This window comes from Cellulomonas fimi, from assembly GCF_012952065.1.
GTDB lineage: Bacteria > Actinomycetota > Actinomycetes > Actinomycetales > Cellulomonadaceae > Pengzhenrongella > Pengzhenrongella fimi_A.
The window spans coordinates 99,408-115,949 of record NZ_JABCJJ010000008.1; the positions used below are offsets into that span (position 1 = coordinate 99,408).

Consider the following 16,542-nt stretch of genomic DNA (forward strand, 5'->3'; position numbering starts at 1 on the left):
CAGCTCTTGCAGCGGGGCGTGGCACGGCAGCACTTGATGCGTTTGCGATGGGCCATCAGCTTCTCGCCGACAGTGCGAGCGGGTGCTCGGTGCTTGCGGCTCCAGGAACTGCTGCGGGGGGTCTGGAACCGGCGCGGCGCCAGACCCCCGCACGGAGCAGGCGTAGCCCGTTCAGACCGACGACCATGGTGGAGCCTTCGTGGCCGGCGACACCGAGGGGTAGCGGCAGGATCCAGCCGATGTCCCAGACGACGAGGACCGCGATGACGGTCGCGGCGAACGTCAGGTTGGCCTTGACCACGCGGTGGGCCCGCCCGGACAGGTCGATGATCTTGGGCAGGATGGCGAGCTCGTCGCGGACGATGACCGCGTCGGAGGTTTCCAGGGCGAGGTCTGACCCGTGGCGGCCCATGGCCACGCCGAGATTGGCGGCGGCCATCGCGGGTGCGTCGTTGACACCGTCGCCGACCAGGAGCACCCGGTGACCTGCTGCCTGGAGCGCCTTGACGTGGGTGACCTTGTCGGCGGGCAGGAGACCTGCGCGGACGTCGGTGATCCCGACCTCCTGGGCCAGTCGGGTGGCGGCGCCGTGGTTGTCCCCGGTCAGCAGCACCGGGGTGGCGCCCGTCAAGGCGGTCAGCGCGGCCACGGTGGCGCGGGCGTCCGGTCGCAGCTGGTCGGCCAGACCGAGGACCCCCACGTGTACGTCGTCGACCACGACGACGACTGCGGTACGCCCGGACGCCTCCAGCTCGGCGACGACGTCCCGGGCGTCCTCGGACCCCTTGTTGGCGGCTGCGACCGCAGGGTCGGTCAGCAGCGCCGGTGAGCCGACCCGGACCACGCGGCCCTCGACGGTTGCGGTGACCCCGCGCCCGGGGGTCGAGGAGAAGTCCTGGGCGTGAGGCAGGTTCAGATCCCTGTCATGGGCGGCTGCAGCGATCGCGCGCGCCAGTGGGTGCTCGCTGGGTCGTTCGGCGGCAGCGGCACAGCGGAGGACCTCGTTCTCGTCGAGCCTTCCGGCGGGCAGGGGCCTGACGTCGGCGACCCGGGGGGTGCCTTCGGTCAGGGTGCCGGTCTTGTCGAACGCGACGAGCGTGACCTCGCGGAAGGTCTCCATCACCACCGCGGACTTCACCAGCAGGCCGTGCCGGCCGGCGTTGGCGATCGCGGAGAGCAGCGGGGGCATGGTGGCCAGCACCACCGCGCACGGCGAGGCAACGATCATGAAGGTCATCGCTCGTTGCAGGGTCGGCTCAAAAGCCGCGCCGAGGGCCAGCGGAACACCGAAGATCAGCAAGGTGGAGACGACGACACCGACCGAGTAGCGCTGCTCGACCTTCTCGATGAAGAGTTGTGTCTTCGCCTTCGTGGCCGATGCCTCTTCGACCATCGCCACGATCCGGGCCACCACCGAGTCGGTCGCGGCTCGGTTCACGCGGATGCGCAGCGCGCCGGTGCCGTTCAGGGTCCCGGCGAACACCTCGTCGCCGGTTTCCTTGAGCACCGGCATCGGCTCGCCGGTGATGGAGGCCTGGTCGACCTCGCTGGCTCCGTCGATGACCTCCCCGTCGGCGCCGACCAGTTCCCCGGGTCGCACCAGGACGACGTCGCCGATGGCGAGATCCGCGGTGTCGACCTGCTCCTCGATGTCGCCAGGGTGGACTCGTGTCGCTTGCTCGGGGGCCAGGTCGAGCAGGGCGCGGACCGAGTCGGCGGTACGCCGGGTCACGAACGCCTCCAGCGCCCCGGAGGTCGCGAAGATGACGATCAGCAGCGCCCCCTCGAAGACCTGTCCGATCGCTGCGGCGAGGAGCGCGGCGACGATCATCAGCAGGTCGACGTCGAGCGTCCTCGCGCGCAGAGCCTGCAGTCCTGCCAGTGCGGGTTCCCACCCGCCGGTCACGTAGCAGGCCAGGTAGAAGGCCCACCACACCACCGGTGGCGCGCCGGCGAGCTGGAGAGCGCCGCCGATCGCGAAGAGCACCGTGGCGGCGGCCGCCCAGCGCACCTCGGCCATCGACAGCACCACCCACAGGCCCGATCGGGGCCCACGAGTTCTTGCGGTGTCGTGGTTCACCTGGGGAGGCGAGGCGGACAGCGTCGAGCTCATCGGCCAGCTCGCCGAGGCCGTGGAGATGGAACAGTCCGCCGTGTCCCACCAGTTGCGCATGCTGCGCCACCTCGGGCTCGTCCAAGGCCGGCGATCGGGACGCTCTATCACCTACGCCTTGCACGACTACCACGTCGCCCAGCTCCTCGACGAAGCCGTGTTCCACGCCGAGCACCTGCGCCTCGGAGCTCCCGACCAGTCCGACGAGACGGCCTGATCCCGCGACAGGGTTCGGGCTCACCCTCGAGCGCGCCGGCATCGACGTGCTCGGCGACGCGGCGGATCATGGCCGGGCCGCAGACGCTGCCGCGCGTGGTCGCGCTGACGACCTTCGACCTCGACGAGGACGTCTGCTCCGCGGTGCGGGCGGGCGCGTCGGGGTTCCTGCTCAGGGACGTCTCGCCGGACGACCTCGTCCAGGTGGAGGACGCCCGGCGGACGGCAGGCGCGGGTCGAGCGCCTCGTCGACGACGGCGCACGGGTCGCCCGGGCTGTCGGCGCCACGGGTGTCGCGCGCGACGCGCCGGACGAGGGTGCAGAGCGTCTCGCGCTCGCGGGGTGCCAGGGCCGACAGGATGCGGTCCTGGGCGTCGTCGACCCGCCGCTCGAGGTCGGCCAGGGTCCGGGTGCCGTCCGCGGTCGCGACGATCTTGCGCTGCCGCCGGTCCTGAGGGTTGGGCCGCCGCTCGACCAGGCCGGCCGCGACGAGGTCGTCGATGAGGTAGGTCATGACCGTGCGGTCGATCCCGAGGTGGGCGGCGAGCGCGAGCTGGCTCGGCTGGTCCCCGTGCACCACCGTGCTGAGCACCTGGTACCCGCGGTGGCCGTGCGGCACGTCGCCCAGCGCGGCGGTGACGCCGGCCTGGTAGGCACGGAGCAGGACGACGAGCGACCACCCGAAGTCCTCGGTGCGCTCGCCGGGCCCACGGTCCTCCGGAACGGTGCTCATCCGGGAATCGTACCGACCGTCGTGCTGTTGGACAAAGCATCTCCACGACATATCGTCTGTGCTACAGCACAGTGTGAGCCGAGGGACCCAGTCCCGGCGAAAGGACACGATGACCGACTACGGGCACGACCTCTTGTTCGGGTCGTTCATCACACCGACCAACACGGCGCCGGACCGCGTCGTCGCGCTTGCCCAGCTCAGCGAGCGGGTAGGGCTGGACCTCGCCACGTTCCAGGACCACCCGTACCAGCCGCGGTACCTCGACACCTGGACGCTCCTGAGCTGGGTCGCCGCGGTGACCGAGCGCATCCACGTCGCAGCCAACGTGACGAACCTCCCGCTCCGGCCGCCGGCGGTGCTGGCCCGCGCGGCCGCGAGCCTGGACCTGCTCAGCGGCGGACGGCTCGAGCTCGGGCTGGGCGCCGGCGGGTTCTGGGACGCCATCGAGGGGATGGGCGGCCGGCGCCTGACGCCCGGCCAGAGCGTCGAAGCCCTCGACGAGGCGATCGACATCATCCGCGGCATCTGGGACGCCGACGACCGGTCGCGCCTCGTCGTCGACGGCACCTACCACCGCGTCGACGGGGCCAAGCGCGGGCCCGCGCCCGCCCACGACATCGGCGTCTGGATCGGCGCCTACAAGCCCCGGATGCTGCGTCTGATCGGGCGCAAGGGCGACGGGTGGCTCCCGTCGCTGAGCTACGTCGCGAGCCTTCAGGACCTCGCGGACGCGAACGCGATCATCGACGAGGCGGCGACCGCGGCGGGCCGCGAGCCCCGCGCCGTGCGCCGTCTGCTCAACGTCGGCGGCCAGCTCACGCACGCCGCGAGCGACCGGCTGCTCGTCGGCCCGCCCGAGCAGTGGGCCGAGCAGCTCGCCGCGCTGACGATCGAGCACGGCTTCAGCGCCTACGTCGTCATGGGCGACGACCCAGCCACGCTCACCGTCGTCGGCCAGGAGATCGCTCCGGCGGTGCGCGCGCTGGTCGACGCCGAACGCGGCACCGCGAGCGGCCCGGGCGTCCCCCGCTCCGCGAACTGACCCGGGAGACGGACGTGGACTACGGCCACCCCCTGCTGCTCGGCACCTTCCTCACGCCGACGAACGACCGTCCCCAGGCTCCGGTCGAGCTCGCCCGCCTCAGCGAGGACCTCGACTACGACCTCGTCACCTTCCAGGACCACCCCGACCAGCCGCGGTTCCACGACGCGTGGACCCTGCTGAGCTGGGTCGCGGCGAGGACCACGCGCATCCACCTCGCGCCGAACGTCCTCAACGTGCCGATGCGGCCCCCGGCCGTGCTCGCGCGGGCTGCGGCGAGCCTGGACCTGATGTCCCGCGGACGGGTCGAGCTGGCGCTGGGCGCCGGCTTCTTCTGGGACGCGATGGCGGGCATGGGCGTCCCGCGACTGACCGCGGGGGAGTCGGTCGACGCCCTCCGCGAGGCGATCGACGTCATGCGCGGTATCTGGGCCGGCGACGCCGGGTCGCGGCTCAGGCTCGACGGCGAGCACCACCGGCTGGCGGGCGCAGCGGGCGGACCGGCGCCCGCGCACAACATCCCGGTCTGGGTCGGCGGCGGCAGGCCGCGCATGCTGCGGCTGATCGGCGAGACCGCCGACGGGTGGGTGGTGCCCGGCGGCACCGCGAGCCTGCGCGAGCTCGCGGCCGGCAACGACCGCATCGACGCGGCCGCCGCCGCGGCGGGCCGCGACCCCCGGGAGATCCGCCGGATCGCGAACGTCTCGGGCCGCTTCGCCGACACCCGCGACGGGTTCCTCGTCGGCCCCGCAGGTCAGTGGGTCGACGAGCTGCTCCCGCTCGTCGTCCGGGACGGCGTCGGCACGCTCGTCCTCGCGACCGACGACGCCGAGGTGCTGCGCCGGTTCGCCGCGGAGGTCGCCCCGGCCCTGCGCGCGGCGGTCGACGCCGAACGCTCGACCGCGGGCACCGCGGTCGGGTCCGTGCCGAGCATCCACGTCCGGGTACGGCGCCGGGATGGCGTCGACTACGCCGGCATCCCCGCCGGCCTGCGGGAGGCCGCCGTCGAGCCGGGCGACGCCGTCTACCCGACCGTCCGCTCGGGGTACCTGCGCGGTGGGTCGCCCGGCCTGGTGCTCCGCGTGCACGACGCCGCGGAGGTCGCCGACGCGCTGGCCTTCGCCCGCCGCCAGCCCGTGCCGCTGTCCGTCCGCAGCGGCGGGCACGGCATTTCCGGCCGGTCGACCAACGACGGCGGCATCATCATCGACCTGTCCCGCATGAACCGGATCGAGGTCCTCGACGCGACCAGCCGAACCGTCCGGATCGAGCCGGGCGCCCGCTGGGGCGACGTCGCCGAATCCCTGCACCCGCTCGGCTGGGCGCTGAGCTCCGGTGACCACGGCGGCGTCGGGGTCGGCGGGCTCGGCGTCGCGGGCGGCATCGGGTTCCTGGGTCGCCGGCACGGGCTGACCATCGACCACCTGCGCGCCGCCGAGCTCGTCCTCGCGGACGGCACCGCGGTCCGCGTGAGCGAGACCGAGAACCCGGACCTCTTCTGGGCCGTCCGAGGCGCCGGCTTCAGCGTCGGCATCGTCACCGCGTTCGAGTTCCAGGCCGACGAGGTCGGCGACGTCGGCTTCGCCCAGCTCGTCCACGACGCGACCGACACCGCGGACTTCCTGCAGCGGTGGGGTGCCGCCGTCGAGGCCGCACCGCGGGACCTGACGAGCTTCCTCATCATCGGCCGCCCGCGGGAGGGCCGGGTGCTCGCCCAGACCATGACCGTCGTCGACTCTGACGACGCCGAGACGATCCTCGCGCGCCTGCAGCCGCTCGCGAACCTCGCCCCGCTGCTCGGGCAGCAGGTCCGGATCACGCCGTACGCCGGCGTCGTCACCGCGCCCGAGGGGGCCCACGAGGGCCAGGGCGAACCGGTCAGTCGCTCCGGCCTGCTCGAGCACCTCACGCCCGGGTTCGCCCAGGATGCCGCGCGTCTGGTCGCGAGCGGTGCCGCGTACTGGTTCCAGGTCCGCGCCATGGGCGGTGCGACCGGCGACGTCGACCCCGACGCCACCGCGTTCGCCCACCGCTCGGCGAACTTCCAGGTCGTCGCGATGGGCGCGAGCCCCGCCCGGCTGGACGCGGCCTGGGACGCGATGCGGCGGCACTTCACCGGCCTGTACGTCAGCTTCGAGACCGACACCCGCCCGGAGCGGCTCCTCGACGCCTACCCGCCCCGGACCCTGGCCCGGCTGCGCGACGTCAAGCGGCGGTACGACCCGGAGAACGTCTTCCGCGACAACGTCGTGGTCGAGCCGAGCGCCGGCACGCCGAGCGCAGGCACGCCGAGCGCCGGCGTCGAGCTGCGCGCCGCTGTCCCGCGCACGGGCGCCGTGACCCGAGCCGTCGTCGAGCGGGGCGCGTCTGCGACGATGCCCGAGTGACAGACCTCCTGCGCTCGCTCGTGCTGTTCGCCCTGGCCGCGACGGCGGAGATCGGGGGGCCTGGCTGGTCTGGCAAGGGGTGCGCGAGCACCGCGGCTGGGTCTGGATCGGCGCCGGCGTCATCGCGCTCGGGCTGTACGGCTTCGTCGCGACCCTGCAGCCGGACGCGCACTTCGGGCGCATCCTCGCCGCCTACGGAGGCGTGTTCGTCGCCGGCTCGCTGGCGTGGGGCATGGTGATGGACGGGTTCCGGCCCGACCGGTACGACGTCGTCGGCGCCTTGATCTGCCTCGCCGGGGTCGCCGTGATCATGTATGCACCCCGAGCGACATGACCGGCGTTCCGTGCCGTGGACAGTAGTCCACCAAACGCAGTAGTGTGCCTCGTGCGGGCGCCGCGCGGCGTCCGCACCACACGTCCCGCCGGTGGGCGGGGGAGCGGAGGTCGCGTGGACACCACGCAGCTGCTCAAGGGCGTGCTCGACGTCGCGGTCCTGGCCGTCGTCGACGACGAGGACGGCTACGGGTACGACGTCGTGCGCCGCCTGCGCGCGGCCGGCATCGACGAGGTCGCCGACGCCTCCGTGTACGGCACCCTGCGGCGGCTGTACGCGGCAGGGGCGCTGACCTCGTATGTCGTTCCGAGCGACGAGGGACCCCACCGCAAGTACTACGGGATCAACGCCCAGGGCCGGGCGATGCTCGAGGCCCAGCGCAAGGACTGGGACGAGTTCGCGGCGACGATGACCCGCCTGCTGAGGACCGAGGAGGGGCGATGACCGCCATGGACACCGGTGTCGCGACGGACATCGCGCAGTACGCCGAGCAGGTGCGCGCCGCGCTGGCGGATCTGGGCCCCGACCAGGTCGACGACCTCACCGACGGACTCGAGGCGAACCTCGCCGACGCGCTGGCCGACGCCGGCCGCGCGCCCCGGGGGAGCCTCGTCGACGAGTTCGGTTCACCCGACGTCTACGCGAGAGAGCTCCGTGCCGCCGCCGGTCTCGCACCGGCCGCAGAGCAGCGCGACGGCGTGCTGCGCGCCGCGCTGGCCGCCCCGTGGCGTGCGTTTCGGGAGATCGACCGCGCGGCGCTCGCGCGGCTGCGCGCGACACGCTGGTTCCCGGGTGTCGAGGACCTCCTCGTCGCCCTCCGCCCGGCGTGGTGGGTCCTGCGCGGATGGACGATCGCGCACCTGGTGCTGCAGGTCGCGGCCGTCGAGCCGTACCCGGCGTTCTGGCTGCCGTCCACGTTCGCCGGCTGGGCAGTGCTGGTGACGGCGGTCGTCGCCAGCGCGCAGTGGGGGCGCGGCCGGTGGCGGACCGGCCCGCGGTGGCACCGGCTGCTGAGGCTCGTGAGCGCGGGATCGGCTGTCGCGAGCGTCGTGCTCCTGCTCTGGGTGCCCAGCGCGCAACGGAACGAGCTGGCGTCGCTGCGGGCCGCGGTGGACGCGCCGGCCGTGGACGGCGTCGTCGCCGGGGGCGAGCGCGCGACGAACCTGTTCGTCTACGACGCCGATGGCGAGCCCGTCGACGGAGCGCAGATCGTCGACCAGGACGGCCGCCCGGTCACCACTGAGCCGTACGGCGGCGATCTGTGGAGGCAGCAGCAGTACTGGCCCGGGGGCTCCGACGAGCCGCTCTTCCGCACCGGCGCACCCGGAGCCGACGGCGTGCTGCGCTGGAACGTCTACCCGCTGCGCAGTGCACCAGAGGGAGCGTTCGATCTCGACCGGTACTGGGAGACGAACGGGCTCCGGCTGCGGGACGACGCTGACGGGCTGCTCGTCGAGCCGGACTGGCCGTTCACCACCCGGCCGCCGGTCGCCGTGCCGGGGGCGTCGGCGGCAGCCGAGGGCGCGACCGACGACACAGGCTCGGCGCCGACCACGGACGGAACCGCCGAGACGAACGGAGGCCCGACGGACCCCGCAGCGGGCGTCGCACCGTCGACGCCCGAGCCCGTCGCGCCGTCCGCTGCCGGCTGAGCCCCCCAAGTGAAGGGGTCAGGCACGTCCTGACGCGGCGCGCCTCGGACCGGTCGATCGCCAGTCAGTCAGGAACCAGGGCGACTGTCGCCGACCGACCTGGGCCGCGTCCCGCAGCTGTCAGTCACCAACCGGGACCGCGCGATCAAGCGCCTGTCCGCACACGGGGCGTCGCAGGTGCCAGTCGTGCCGCCTCAGGGTCCCGACGACGCCAGCGCAAGCGGCCCGCCTACGCCGCACGCAAAGCACCCCGCCATCACGCGGCGGGAGCCACACCGACGACGGCCGGGAGGTAGCGGTGAGGTCCGGGGCACTCCGGCCACCCAGATCCATCGACGCGTTCGCTGGAGAGCTCGACGACCCGGTCGGCGACGACCTCCCCGTCGGCCTCCGCTCGAACGGCGACGTGCGTGATGCTGCCCGGCTGGGCGCCCTGGAGGTACTCCTGCGTCTGTGGCACGGACCAGCGGCCGTTCGTGCCGGCGAGGATCACCGGTTCACAGTCCGTTCCGAAGCAGGCCGCGACGGCGTCGACCTCGACACCGGGGTCGAACTGGAGCTGGATCGGTGAGATGTCGGCGTAGCCGACGGCGCTGCACGCCCGGATGGTCCCACCACCGAGGAGTGACAGGCCGGCGATGACGGCGACGCTGCTCGCCAGGACGCCCGCGGCGATCTTCTTGTCCCGACTCCAGAACATGACCGAAGCCTAGAGATCTGAAGGGTTGGCATCTCGCGCCCACGCCCTCATGCGGGTCACGGCCAGGCGGCCAGGAGGTCCGCGGCGGTCCAGGCGCCGGCGACCGGCGTGCCGTCGACGACCCCTGCGGGCGACACCGCGACGATCGGCGTCCCGACCGTGACGCCCGGCACCGACACGGCGTCGCGGGCGAGCTTGGCGATCTCGGGTGTGTTGGTGCGTGGCCACCACCCGCCGACGTGTGCCACCGACGGCCAGTGCTCGTCCGGCAGGAGCCGCCCGAGGGCGCCCCGGACGACCGGTTCGATCGCCCGGCCGCGCCACGCCGCGAAGCCCCTGGTTCGCGCTCGGCAGCGGCTCTTCTTGAGCAGCGGTGGCGTAGCGGGTCAGACCGAATCTGAACGGGCGAGGGGGCCGCGGGCCGTTGTCACCCGTTCTGCCGTCGCGGACGTGCAGCGGACTCTTCGCGGACTGCGGCGGCCAGCTCACACACGCTCTACAGCAAGCTCCCGGCCGAGGCCTCGGGTGAGTTGGCCGGTGCGACCCTCACCACTTCGCTCAAATCAACGACACCGGTGCCGATGGTGATGGAGCCTGCCGGTCCTGATTGAAATCGAAAACGGGGTACTCCGAGTGTCCAGCCAGCCGATGAACTACAACCCCCCGCCCAACTGGCCCCAGCCGCCCGCCGGGTGGACGCCGCCGAGCGGCTGGCAGCCGGACCCGGCTTGGGGCCCCCCGCCCCCCGGCCACCAGCTCTGGGTGCCCGCAAGCGGCGACTCTCCGCGGAGAAGGTCCAAGAAGGGTCTCGTCTGGGGCATCGTCGCGGGCGTCGTCCTGCTCTTCATCATCATTGGCAACCTCGGAGGCGGCGGGGACAGTGAGACTCCCGTGGCGGACGTTGAGCCGAGCGCGCCCGCCGCCGGGGCTCCCGCCCAGCCCGAGCCCGTTGCGCCAGCCCCTGAGCCGGCAGTGGCCGTGATCGGTAGCCCGGTGCGGGACGGGAAGTTCGAGTTCACGGTCACCTCCGTCGAGCGGGTTGGGCCCACGATTGGTGAAGGCTTCACGGAGGAGACAGCTCAGGGTGAGTACCTCGTCGTCCGCCTGAACGTCACCAATATCGGAGACGAGCCGCAGATGCTCTCCACTGGTGGCCAGGTCCTCTACAACGACAAGGGTCAGAAGTACGAGCCGAGCAGTGACGCACTGTTCTCCCTGGAGGGTGCCTCGGACTTCTTCCTAGAGGACATCAACCCCGGCAACACCATCGTGGGCGCGCCCCTGCTGTTCGACGTCCCCCCGGGGACGGTCCTGGACAGAATCGAGCTGCACGATTCGTTGTTCTCCGGCGGAGTCGACGTGTCTATCGCCGGCTCCTGAGCGTCGGTCGAGTCGATTGGGTCGTCAGCGGCTGGGCGAGTAGCACTCCCGTCAGCCGAACCTCCGCGCGCCGATCGAAGGAGGAACGCGCATCGGCCGGAGCAGCGGATCGAGGCTGGTGCGCCGGATGCGGACGAGGCGCGTGCCGACCTTGACGGCGTCCAGGTCGCCGGTCGCGATGAGCTTGCGGATGAAGCGCTCGGTGACGTGCAGCTCGTCGGCGGCTTGGGTCACCGTGAGAAGCGCGGATCGGTTGGTGTCGGTGGTGGACATGGTGTTCCTCTCTCGACGGGGTCGCGGCCACGGCTCATGGCGACGTAGAGGTCCTCGCGGCCCATGCCGGGTGCGGCGATGGTGTGGGTCTGGTCGACGGTGATGCCTTGGCTGCGTGCGGTGGTCGTGGCGTAGCCGAGCTCGACGTGCTCGGCGACGTAGGCGGCGGGGAGCAAGATCGAGGCGTCGGCCGATCGGTGTGCCGGGTCGGCCGGCCGAGCGCGCAGTGATCCGTCGGTGTGGATGGCGGTGATGTCCCACAGGTCGCCGTTGCGCACGAAGCCGGTGACGGTGGTGAGGCGGCGGTGGTTGCGTCGAGTGACGATCCGATCACCCACGCCGGCCATGAGTCCGTCGTGCAGCGTGACCCCGTCGGGGGTGACGGTGCCGGAGAGGACACCGTCGGCGTGGGCACGGGCGTTGAGGTCTCGGACGGTGCGGTTGTCGACGGCTTGCAGGACGGCGGTGTGTCCGGTCTCGCGGGCAGTGAGGACGGCGTCGAGGGCGGCGTCGAGCATGGCGTCGTGGCTGCCCGCGGTGAAGGCGCCGTGGGCGGTGTAGGTGTCCAGGGCGCGGGGATGGCCGCGCCGGAGCTCGAGGCTGGCACGGGCTTCCCACGGGCGGGTGAACCGCCACAGGCTGGTCAGCTCGGCGGTGGGGCCACGGCGGGCGAGCATCGCGAACGCGTCTCCGGCGTCCACTGACCCGCGCTGAAGGTGGTCTCCGACGAGCAGCACCTTGGCTCGCGCCTGGCTGGCGTGCTGGACGAGGGCGGCCAGCGTGCGGGTGTCGGCAAGGGATGCCTCGTCGACGACGACAAGCTGCCCGGGCGCGAAGGCCCACCGCGCCTGCTCGCTCATCAGTTCCGCTCGGGCCCGGCGCTCCTGCATCCATCCCGCGCTCGTGGCATTGGCCTCACTCCGCCGCGAGGCCTCGAAGGCGGCGGCGCGTTGACGGGCGCCGTCGCCGGCGGACTCGTACAACCACTTGGCGGTGGTGTCGCACCGGACGCCGAGGGACTGGCTCAGTGTGTGGGCCGCCGTGGCGGAGGGGGCGAGGCCGACGACGCGGCCGATGTTCTGCGACCAGAACGTGGTTAAGGCGGCGAGGGTCGTGGTCTTGCCGGAGCCGGCCGGTCCGACGAGGGCATCGAGTGCATCGACATCACGCGCGTGCCCCGATCCGAGGCGCCCGCTGCGGTTCCGATGAGTGCCTCTACATACAGGTGTGCGCGAGAACGACGAACATCGGGCTCCAGGGAGAGAAGAGTTCGATCAACTTTGGTGACGAGGGGGTGCTCGGCGACCGATGACGGGTTGACCGAGGCCCCTTACGGCACGCCGGTGCAAGAGGAGTCCTGCGATCATGCGAATCTCTGATTCAGGCGCGGGCCCAGCGGGCTGGGTCCGCCCGGAACCCGCGCATGGGCGGCCCAAGCGGCCTTCGCCGAGGTTCGTGGAGGTCAGCGCCGCCTGGTGAGCTGACGACTGTATCGACGTGTCCCAGTGCGCGACCACGCGGTGCCCGGGCGATTGTCGGAGCCGGGCTTCCGTCATCCGGCGGTCAGGCTTGGTAGTCGCGTGACAGCGGTGCCCTAGTCTCTGCCCATGCGAGTCGGTGTCTACGTGGACGGTTTCAACCTGTACTACGGCGGCGTCGGCCTTGTGGGCGGGCACGGTGTCGCCGGTTGGCGCTGGCTCGACGTACGTGCGCTTGCGACGTCGGTCGTGGCGCGTGACGCCGGCTGGTCCGCGGCCCAGATCGCGAGAGTGGTCTACTGCACAGCGCGCATCAGCGGACTCGACAATCCGCAGGGCCAGAAGGATCAGGACACCTACCTCCGGGCGCTTCGTACTGCCGGAGCAGTGGACCACATCGAGTACGGGTATTACGTCTCCCGCGTCGTCAGCGCCCCTCTCGCGACCAAGGACAAGGCCGGCAGACCTCAGCTCGTGACGTCAGGTTGGCCGGTGATGGTGAAGGACGTGAACGACAACAGCGTTCGCGATGCCCGGTTCATGGTCTCCGTCGCCCGACAGGTGAGACGCAACGTTCACGTCGGTGCCCTTCTCCTCCCGACCTGAGGCCTGATCAGCCGTCGTCGACTGTCCTAGCGCCTCGTTCAGCCGGTCCGCGATCCGCCGCTGGCCCCGTCGTCGGCGTGCTGGTAGTGCAGAGTCGCCCTGGGGCTCGCGTGCCCGTCTCGCTCCATCAGCTCGGGGGAGCTTGGCGCCGGTGGCGGCGACGACCGTCATCGCGGAGTGCCGCTGGTCGTGCCACGTCAGGTCGTCGCGGCCGATCGCGTGTCGGGCGCGGGCGAACATGACCGAGCGACTACCGGGGGAGAGCGGCGTGCCGTTGACGGTGCCGAAGACGAGCGCATTCTTGCTCGACCCGGTGAACCGCGCCATGTGCTCGGTGAGCGCGGTGACGGCCACGGCCGGCAGCGCGACCGTGCGGCGGCCGGCCACGGTCTTGGTCGAAGAGAACCGATGGACACTGGCGCCAGCCCGACTCAGCGAATGCTCGACGCGGATCGTCCCGGCGGTCAGGTCGACGTGGCGGCGCTGCAGTGCGAACAGCTCGCCGGCACGGAGCCCGCTGCAGAACGCGACGATGACGGCAACGCGATACCGCTCGGGCATCGCATGGGCGAGGGCCCAGATCTCCTCCGACGTGGCGACCCTGCGTTCGGTGCGGTCTCGGCTGTCGCGCTGGCTCGCTTTCTTGACCGTGCAGGGGTTGGTCTGAATCAGACCATCCGCGACCGCCTGCGCCATCCCGGTGTGCAACAGCCGGTACGCCTGCGCCGCCTCCGTCCTTCCGGCGTTGCGGCCCCGTCGACCATCGGCGTCCGCGACGCCTTCGGTCGCAGCCTCCCATGCCTCGCGGACGGCCACAGGAATCCGCCCCGTCGCCGCCAGAGGCGTCCCGATCTCGGCCGCCCAGCGGCGTATCGCCGCGTTCACGCGACGCGGATGCGCCTGTGCCCGCTCCCAGCGCTCGGTCGCCCGCCGGACCGACTCGGCCAGCACGGCGCCGTCCCACTCGCGCACGTCCGCCGGCGTGACGGAGCCGAGCGTCTGGGCGCCGGGCTGGACGGTCCGCTCTCGGCCGCCCGCGAGCGCCAGCGGCAGCGGCGCGTCGATCCAGACCTCGAGCAGCCGCGAATACAGCGCCCGCGTGCTGTCCGCCATCACCCCGCGCGACGCGATCCAGTCCCGGAAGTAGTCCCCGACCAGCTGCTCACCGCGGCGAGGGTCGTGCCACAGCGCTCGAGCCATCCGTGACGTCTCGTGAGCGAGTGCCTGGTCGGCCTCCGTCTTGGTCCGGAAGGTCCCGAGCGACCGCAGCGCGCCGTCCGGTCCGGTGTAGCGGGCCTGCCAGCGGCCCGAGGAGAGCCGGCGGATCGCTCCGCTGGCACGGCGGTGGGGAGTTCGTCCAGCGTTCACGGCAGGTCCTCCGCGGCATCTCTCATGGCACGTTATGGCACGAGCCACCTGCAACGAGGGTCCTACGGGGGTCTGACACGGACGTCGCAGGCGCCTGACCTGCGAAAACACTGGAGCGGGTGACGGGAATCGAACCCGCGCTATCAGCTTGGGAAGCTGAAGTTCTGCCACTGAACTACACCCGCGCGGCCCGCCCAGGCGGGAGCGCGGCACCGAGCATACCGAACACCGCGAGGTGCCGGACCGCGTCGTCGGCAGTGCCCGCTAGCGTGGCCCCGTGCTGCTCTCCGACCGTGACATCCGCGCCGAGCTCGACACCGGCCGCGTCGTGCTGGACCCGTACGAGCCCGCGATGATCCAGCCGTCGAGCATCGACGTGCGGCTCGACAAGTTCTTCCGGCTCTTCGACAACCACAAGTACGCGGTCATCGACCCGTCGCAGGACCAGCCCGAGCTCACCCGGCTCGTCGAGGTCGACCCGGCCGAGCCGTTCATCCTGCACCCCGGCGAGTTCGTGCTCGGCTCGACGTACGAGGCGGTCACCCTGCCCGACGACGTCGCCGCCCGCCTCGAGGGCAAGTCGTCGCTCGGCCGACTCGGGCTCCTCACGCACTCGACCGCCGGTTTCATCGACCCCGGCTTCACCGGGCACGTGACCCTCGAGCTGTCGAACGTCGCCACGCTGCCGATCACGCTCTGGCCGGGCATGAAGATCGGGCAGCTGTGCTTCTTCCGGCTCTCGTCCGCCTCGGAGTTCCCCTACGGCTCCGCGCAGTACGGGTCGCGCTACCAGGGCCAGCGGGGCCCGACGGCGTCGCGCTCGTGGCAGAGCTTCCACCGCACCGAGGTGTGACCGGCGTGAGAGTGCCCGGAGCGGAGCTGCCCGCGTTGCCAGTCTCTGACCGCGCGGTGCGAGACCGGCACCTGCTCGCTCTCCCGGCCGACGTGCTCGGCGAGGAGGTCGAGGCGCTCGCCCTGAGCCGGTTCACGGCCGCGGGCTGGGACGCCGACGCCGCGGCGGGCCTCGCGCGCACGACGGCGGGCGGGCGCGGCGCGCGCGGCAGCGGCACGGCGAGGGGCAGCGGCACGGCGCGAGTGCTCCGGCTGTCGCGGCACTCGCGCCTCGTCGGTCCCTACGCGCTCGGCCAGGGTGGGGCCGCGGCGCTGGGCCTGCCGCCGTCGTCGGCCACGGCGTTCGTCGTCGAGACGCCCACCGAGCGCGGCGCGCCGCCCTACCCGGGCGGCGACCGCGACGGGCTCAAGCGCGCCTTCCCGGCCGGGATGCCGATCCGCGACGAGGAGCGCGTCGTGCACTGGCTCGTCGCCGCCGCGCGCCGGCTCGGTGGGGCGATCCGCGTCGGCGGGACCGGCGTCGTGCTCGTGCCCGACCCCCACGCCCTCATCGACCTGACGATCTTCACCGACGCGTGGCTCGAGCCCGAGCAGGCGCTCGGCGTCATGCAGCGGGTCACGCCGCGCGCGCGGCTCGCGATGGACGCCGTCCCGTGGGGCGGCCCGCCCGCCGGCACGGGCGAGCGCAGCCTCGTCGAGCGGCTCGGGGGCACCGGCGTGCCCGCGCTCGACGAGCAGGAGCTCTGGAGCCTGCACACGCAGGCCGACGCGTATGACATCGCGGCGCTCTCCCAGCCGGAGGAACGCACGGGGTACGGCGTGCTGACCAGCCTGGAGGTCGACGGGCTGCTCGCGCTCGAGGTGTCGTGGGGCGAGCCGGCGCCGTTCGTGCTGCGCGGCGTCGACTGGGCGCAGCAGGGCGTCGTCGCGTACCGCGTGCGCTGGGCGCCGCCGGACTTCGAGGAACTCGAGCTGGAGCGTCCGTCGTTCGCGCACAAGGTCGCGCGCGGGCGCGTCCAGCCGCTGGTCAGCGCGCTGACGCGCGAGCTCCACGCCGTGGTCGGCGGCGAGATCACGGACGCCTCGGAGTTCCTGGTCCATCCCGCCCACCTCTGACCCGCCCGACCCCGCCCCGCCCCGCCCCACCCGCCCGCCCGGCTCCCTCGCCGGCCCCGCGCCGCTCGCCAGTTCGCTGGTCCCCAGTTCGCTGGTCCGGAGTCGAGTTCGCCGGTCCTGACCAGCGAACTCGCCGCCGCACCAGCGAACTCGCACCCGCCCGGCCGGCACGCGCACCGGCCGGCACGCACCCGCCGTCCACCCACCGTCCACCCGCCGAGCCGACGGCACGGGTCGGGGTCAGCGCGTGACGCTTGTTATCCTCGACCGACATCCGTGAGGCACCAGTGGG

14 protein-coding genes, 1 tRNA gene and 3 pseudogenes are annotated in these 16,542 nt (G+C 72.5%); 9 read left to right on the forward strand and 9 right to left on the reverse strand.

The features are described from left to right. Positions 1 to 55 precede the first annotated feature (55 nt). A complete protein-coding gene (locus HIR71_RS07420) occupies positions 56 to 2,020 on the reverse strand; it encodes a heavy metal translocating P-type ATPase (RefSeq protein WP_282959250.1) in 1,965 nt (654 codons plus the stop codon). Positions 2,021 to 2,066: 46 nt separating this feature from the next. Between HIR71_RS07420 and HIR71_RS16410 the strand changes: the two genes are divergently transcribed. After that, positions 2,067 to 2,330, forward strand: a complete 264-nt coding sequence (locus HIR71_RS16410; protein ID WP_311836162.1) for an ArsR/SmtB family transcription factor — start codon at positions 2,067 to 2,069, stop codon at positions 2,328 to 2,330. Between the two features lie 171 nt (positions 2,331 to 2,501). On the opposite strand, the gene HIR71_RS07430 is transcribed toward HIR71_RS16410, so the two are convergent. After that, a complete protein-coding gene (locus HIR71_RS07430; protein WP_169324424.1) occupies positions 2,502 to 3,062 on the reverse strand; it encodes a MarR family winged helix-turn-helix transcriptional regulator in 561 nt (186 codons plus the stop codon). Positions 3,063 to 3,171: 109 nt separating this feature from the next. On the opposite strand from HIR71_RS07430, the gene HIR71_RS07435 reads away from it, so the two are divergent. The 5 genes and pseudogenes from HIR71_RS07435 (at position 3,172) to HIR71_RS07455 (ending at position 8,477) form a co-directional block, all read left to right on the forward strand. Then, positions 3,172 to 4,104 carry an LLM class flavin-dependent oxidoreductase gene (locus HIR71_RS07435; RefSeq protein WP_169324425.1) on the forward strand — a complete coding sequence of 311 codons (933 nt, stop codon included), beginning with the start codon at positions 3,172 to 3,174 and terminating at the stop codon, positions 4,102 to 4,104. A gap of 14 nt (positions 4,105 to 4,118) precedes the next feature. Beyond that, positions 4,119 to 6,491: an LLM class flavin-dependent oxidoreductase gene (locus HIR71_RS07440; RefSeq protein ID WP_169324426.1), complete on the forward strand. Its 2,373-nt coding sequence runs from the start codon at positions 4,119 to 4,121 to the stop codon at positions 6,489 to 6,491. Beyond that, positions 6,488 to 6,825: pseudogene (locus HIR71_RS07445) on the forward strand (YnfA family protein). The gene HIR71_RS07440 and the pseudogene HIR71_RS07445 overlap by 4 nt, the downstream one beginning before the upstream one ends. A 114-nt stretch (positions 6,826 to 6,939) precedes the next feature. Next, on the forward strand, positions 6,940 to 7,269 hold the full coding sequence (locus tag HIR71_RS07450; protein WP_169324427.1) for a PadR family transcriptional regulator: 330 nt from the start codon (positions 6,940 to 6,942) through the stop codon (positions 7,267 to 7,269). Next, positions 7,266 to 8,477: an HAAS signaling domain-containing protein gene (locus HIR71_RS07455; RefSeq protein ID WP_169324428.1), complete on the forward strand. Its 1,212-nt coding sequence runs from the start codon at positions 7,266 to 7,268 to the stop codon at positions 8,475 to 8,477. Before HIR71_RS07450 ends, HIR71_RS07455 begins: the two co-directional genes overlap by 4 nt. A gap of 256 nt (positions 8,478 to 8,733) precedes the next feature. Here the strand turns inward: HIR71_RS07455 and HIR71_RS07460 are convergent, their stop codons facing one another. After that, complete coding sequence (locus tag HIR71_RS07460) at positions 8,734 to 9,177, reverse strand: hypothetical protein (protein ID WP_169324429.1); 444 nt, start codon at positions 9,175 to 9,177, stop codon at positions 8,734 to 8,736. 56 nt (positions 9,178 to 9,233) lie between these two features. After that, entirely contained in the window at positions 9,234 to 9,425 is a 192-nt protein-coding gene (locus HIR71_RS07465; RefSeq protein ID WP_169324430.1) for a hypothetical protein, read from the reverse strand. A gap of 514 nt (positions 9,426 to 9,939) precedes the next feature. Between HIR71_RS07465 and HIR71_RS07470 the strand changes: the two genes are divergently transcribed. Next, positions 9,940 to 10,557, forward strand: coding sequence for a DUF4352 domain-containing protein (locus tag HIR71_RS07470; RefSeq protein WP_169324431.1), 618 nt, complete (start codon positions 9,940 to 9,942; stop codon positions 10,555 to 10,557). A 51-nt stretch (positions 10,558 to 10,608) separates the two neighbouring features. On the opposite strand, the gene HIR71_RS07475 is transcribed toward HIR71_RS07470, so the two are convergent. The 5 genes and pseudogenes from HIR71_RS07475 to HIR71_RS07490 all read right to left on the reverse strand — a co-directional run bounded on the left by HIR71_RS07475 (position 10,609) and on the right by HIR71_RS07490 (position 14,467). Further along, positions 10,609 to 10,830 carry a helix-turn-helix domain-containing protein gene (locus HIR71_RS07475; protein ID WP_169324432.1) on the reverse strand — a complete coding sequence of 74 codons (222 nt, stop codon included), beginning with the start codon at positions 10,828 to 10,830 and terminating at the stop codon, positions 10,609 to 10,611. Beyond that, positions 10,788 to 11,981 (reverse strand): annotated as a pseudogene (locus HIR71_RS07480) (ATP-dependent DNA helicase); the annotation flags it as partial. The gene HIR71_RS07475 and the pseudogene HIR71_RS07480, both read right to left, overlap by 43 nt. Before the next feature lie 807 nt (positions 11,982 to 12,788). Continuing rightward, positions 12,789 to 14,027, reverse strand: coding sequence for a tyrosine-type recombinase/integrase (locus HIR71_RS07485; protein WP_249051673.1), 1,239 nt, complete (start codon positions 14,025 to 14,027; stop codon positions 12,789 to 12,791). A gap of 90 nt (positions 14,028 to 14,117) precedes the next feature. Beyond that, positions 14,118 to 14,393 (reverse strand): annotated as a pseudogene (locus HIR71_RS17685) (hypothetical protein); the annotation flags it as partial. Beyond that, a tRNA-Gly gene (locus HIR71_RS07490) sits at positions 14,394 to 14,467 on the reverse strand. Between the two features lie 92 nt (positions 14,468 to 14,559). Here HIR71_RS07490 and dcd point away from each other — a divergent pair. Then, positions 14,560 to 15,135, forward strand: a complete 576-nt coding sequence (gene dcd / locus HIR71_RS07495; RefSeq protein WP_169324434.1) for a dCTP deaminase — start codon at positions 14,560 to 14,562, stop codon at positions 15,133 to 15,135. 5 nt (positions 15,136 to 15,140) lie between these two features. After that, complete coding sequence (locus HIR71_RS07500; protein WP_311836163.1) at positions 15,141 to 16,250, forward strand: hypothetical protein; 1,110 nt, start codon at positions 15,141 to 15,143, stop codon at positions 16,248 to 16,250. Positions 16,251 to 16,542: the final 292 nt, after the last annotated feature.

Coding starts and splice junctions, on each gene's coding strand:
- HIR71_RS07435 (WP_169324425.1), top strand. CDS start 3,172: ATGACCGACTACGGGCACGACCTCTTGTTCGGGTCGTTCATCACACCG.
- HIR71_RS07420 (WP_282959250.1), bottom strand. CDS start 2,020: ATGGCCGAGGTGCGCTGGGCGGCCGCCGCCACGGTGCTCTTCGCGATC.
- HIR71_RS07460 (WP_169324429.1), bottom strand. CDS start 9,177: ATGTTCTGGAGTCGGGACAAGAAGATCGCCGCGGGCGTCCTGGCGAGC.
- HIR71_RS07485 (WP_249051673.1), bottom strand. CDS start 14,027: ATGGCGGACAGCACGCGGGCGCTGTATTCGCGGCTGCTCGAGGTCTGG.
- HIR71_RS07475 (WP_169324432.1), bottom strand. CDS start 10,830: ATGTCCACCACCGACACCAACCGATCCGCGCTTCTCACGGTGACCCAA.
- HIR71_RS07455 (WP_169324428.1), top strand. CDS start 7,266: ATGACCGCCATGGACACCGGTGTCGCGACGGACATCGCGCAGTACGCC.
- HIR71_RS07430 (WP_169324424.1), bottom strand. CDS start 3,062: ATGAGCACCGTTCCGGAGGACCGTGGGCCCGGCGAGCGCACCGAGGAC.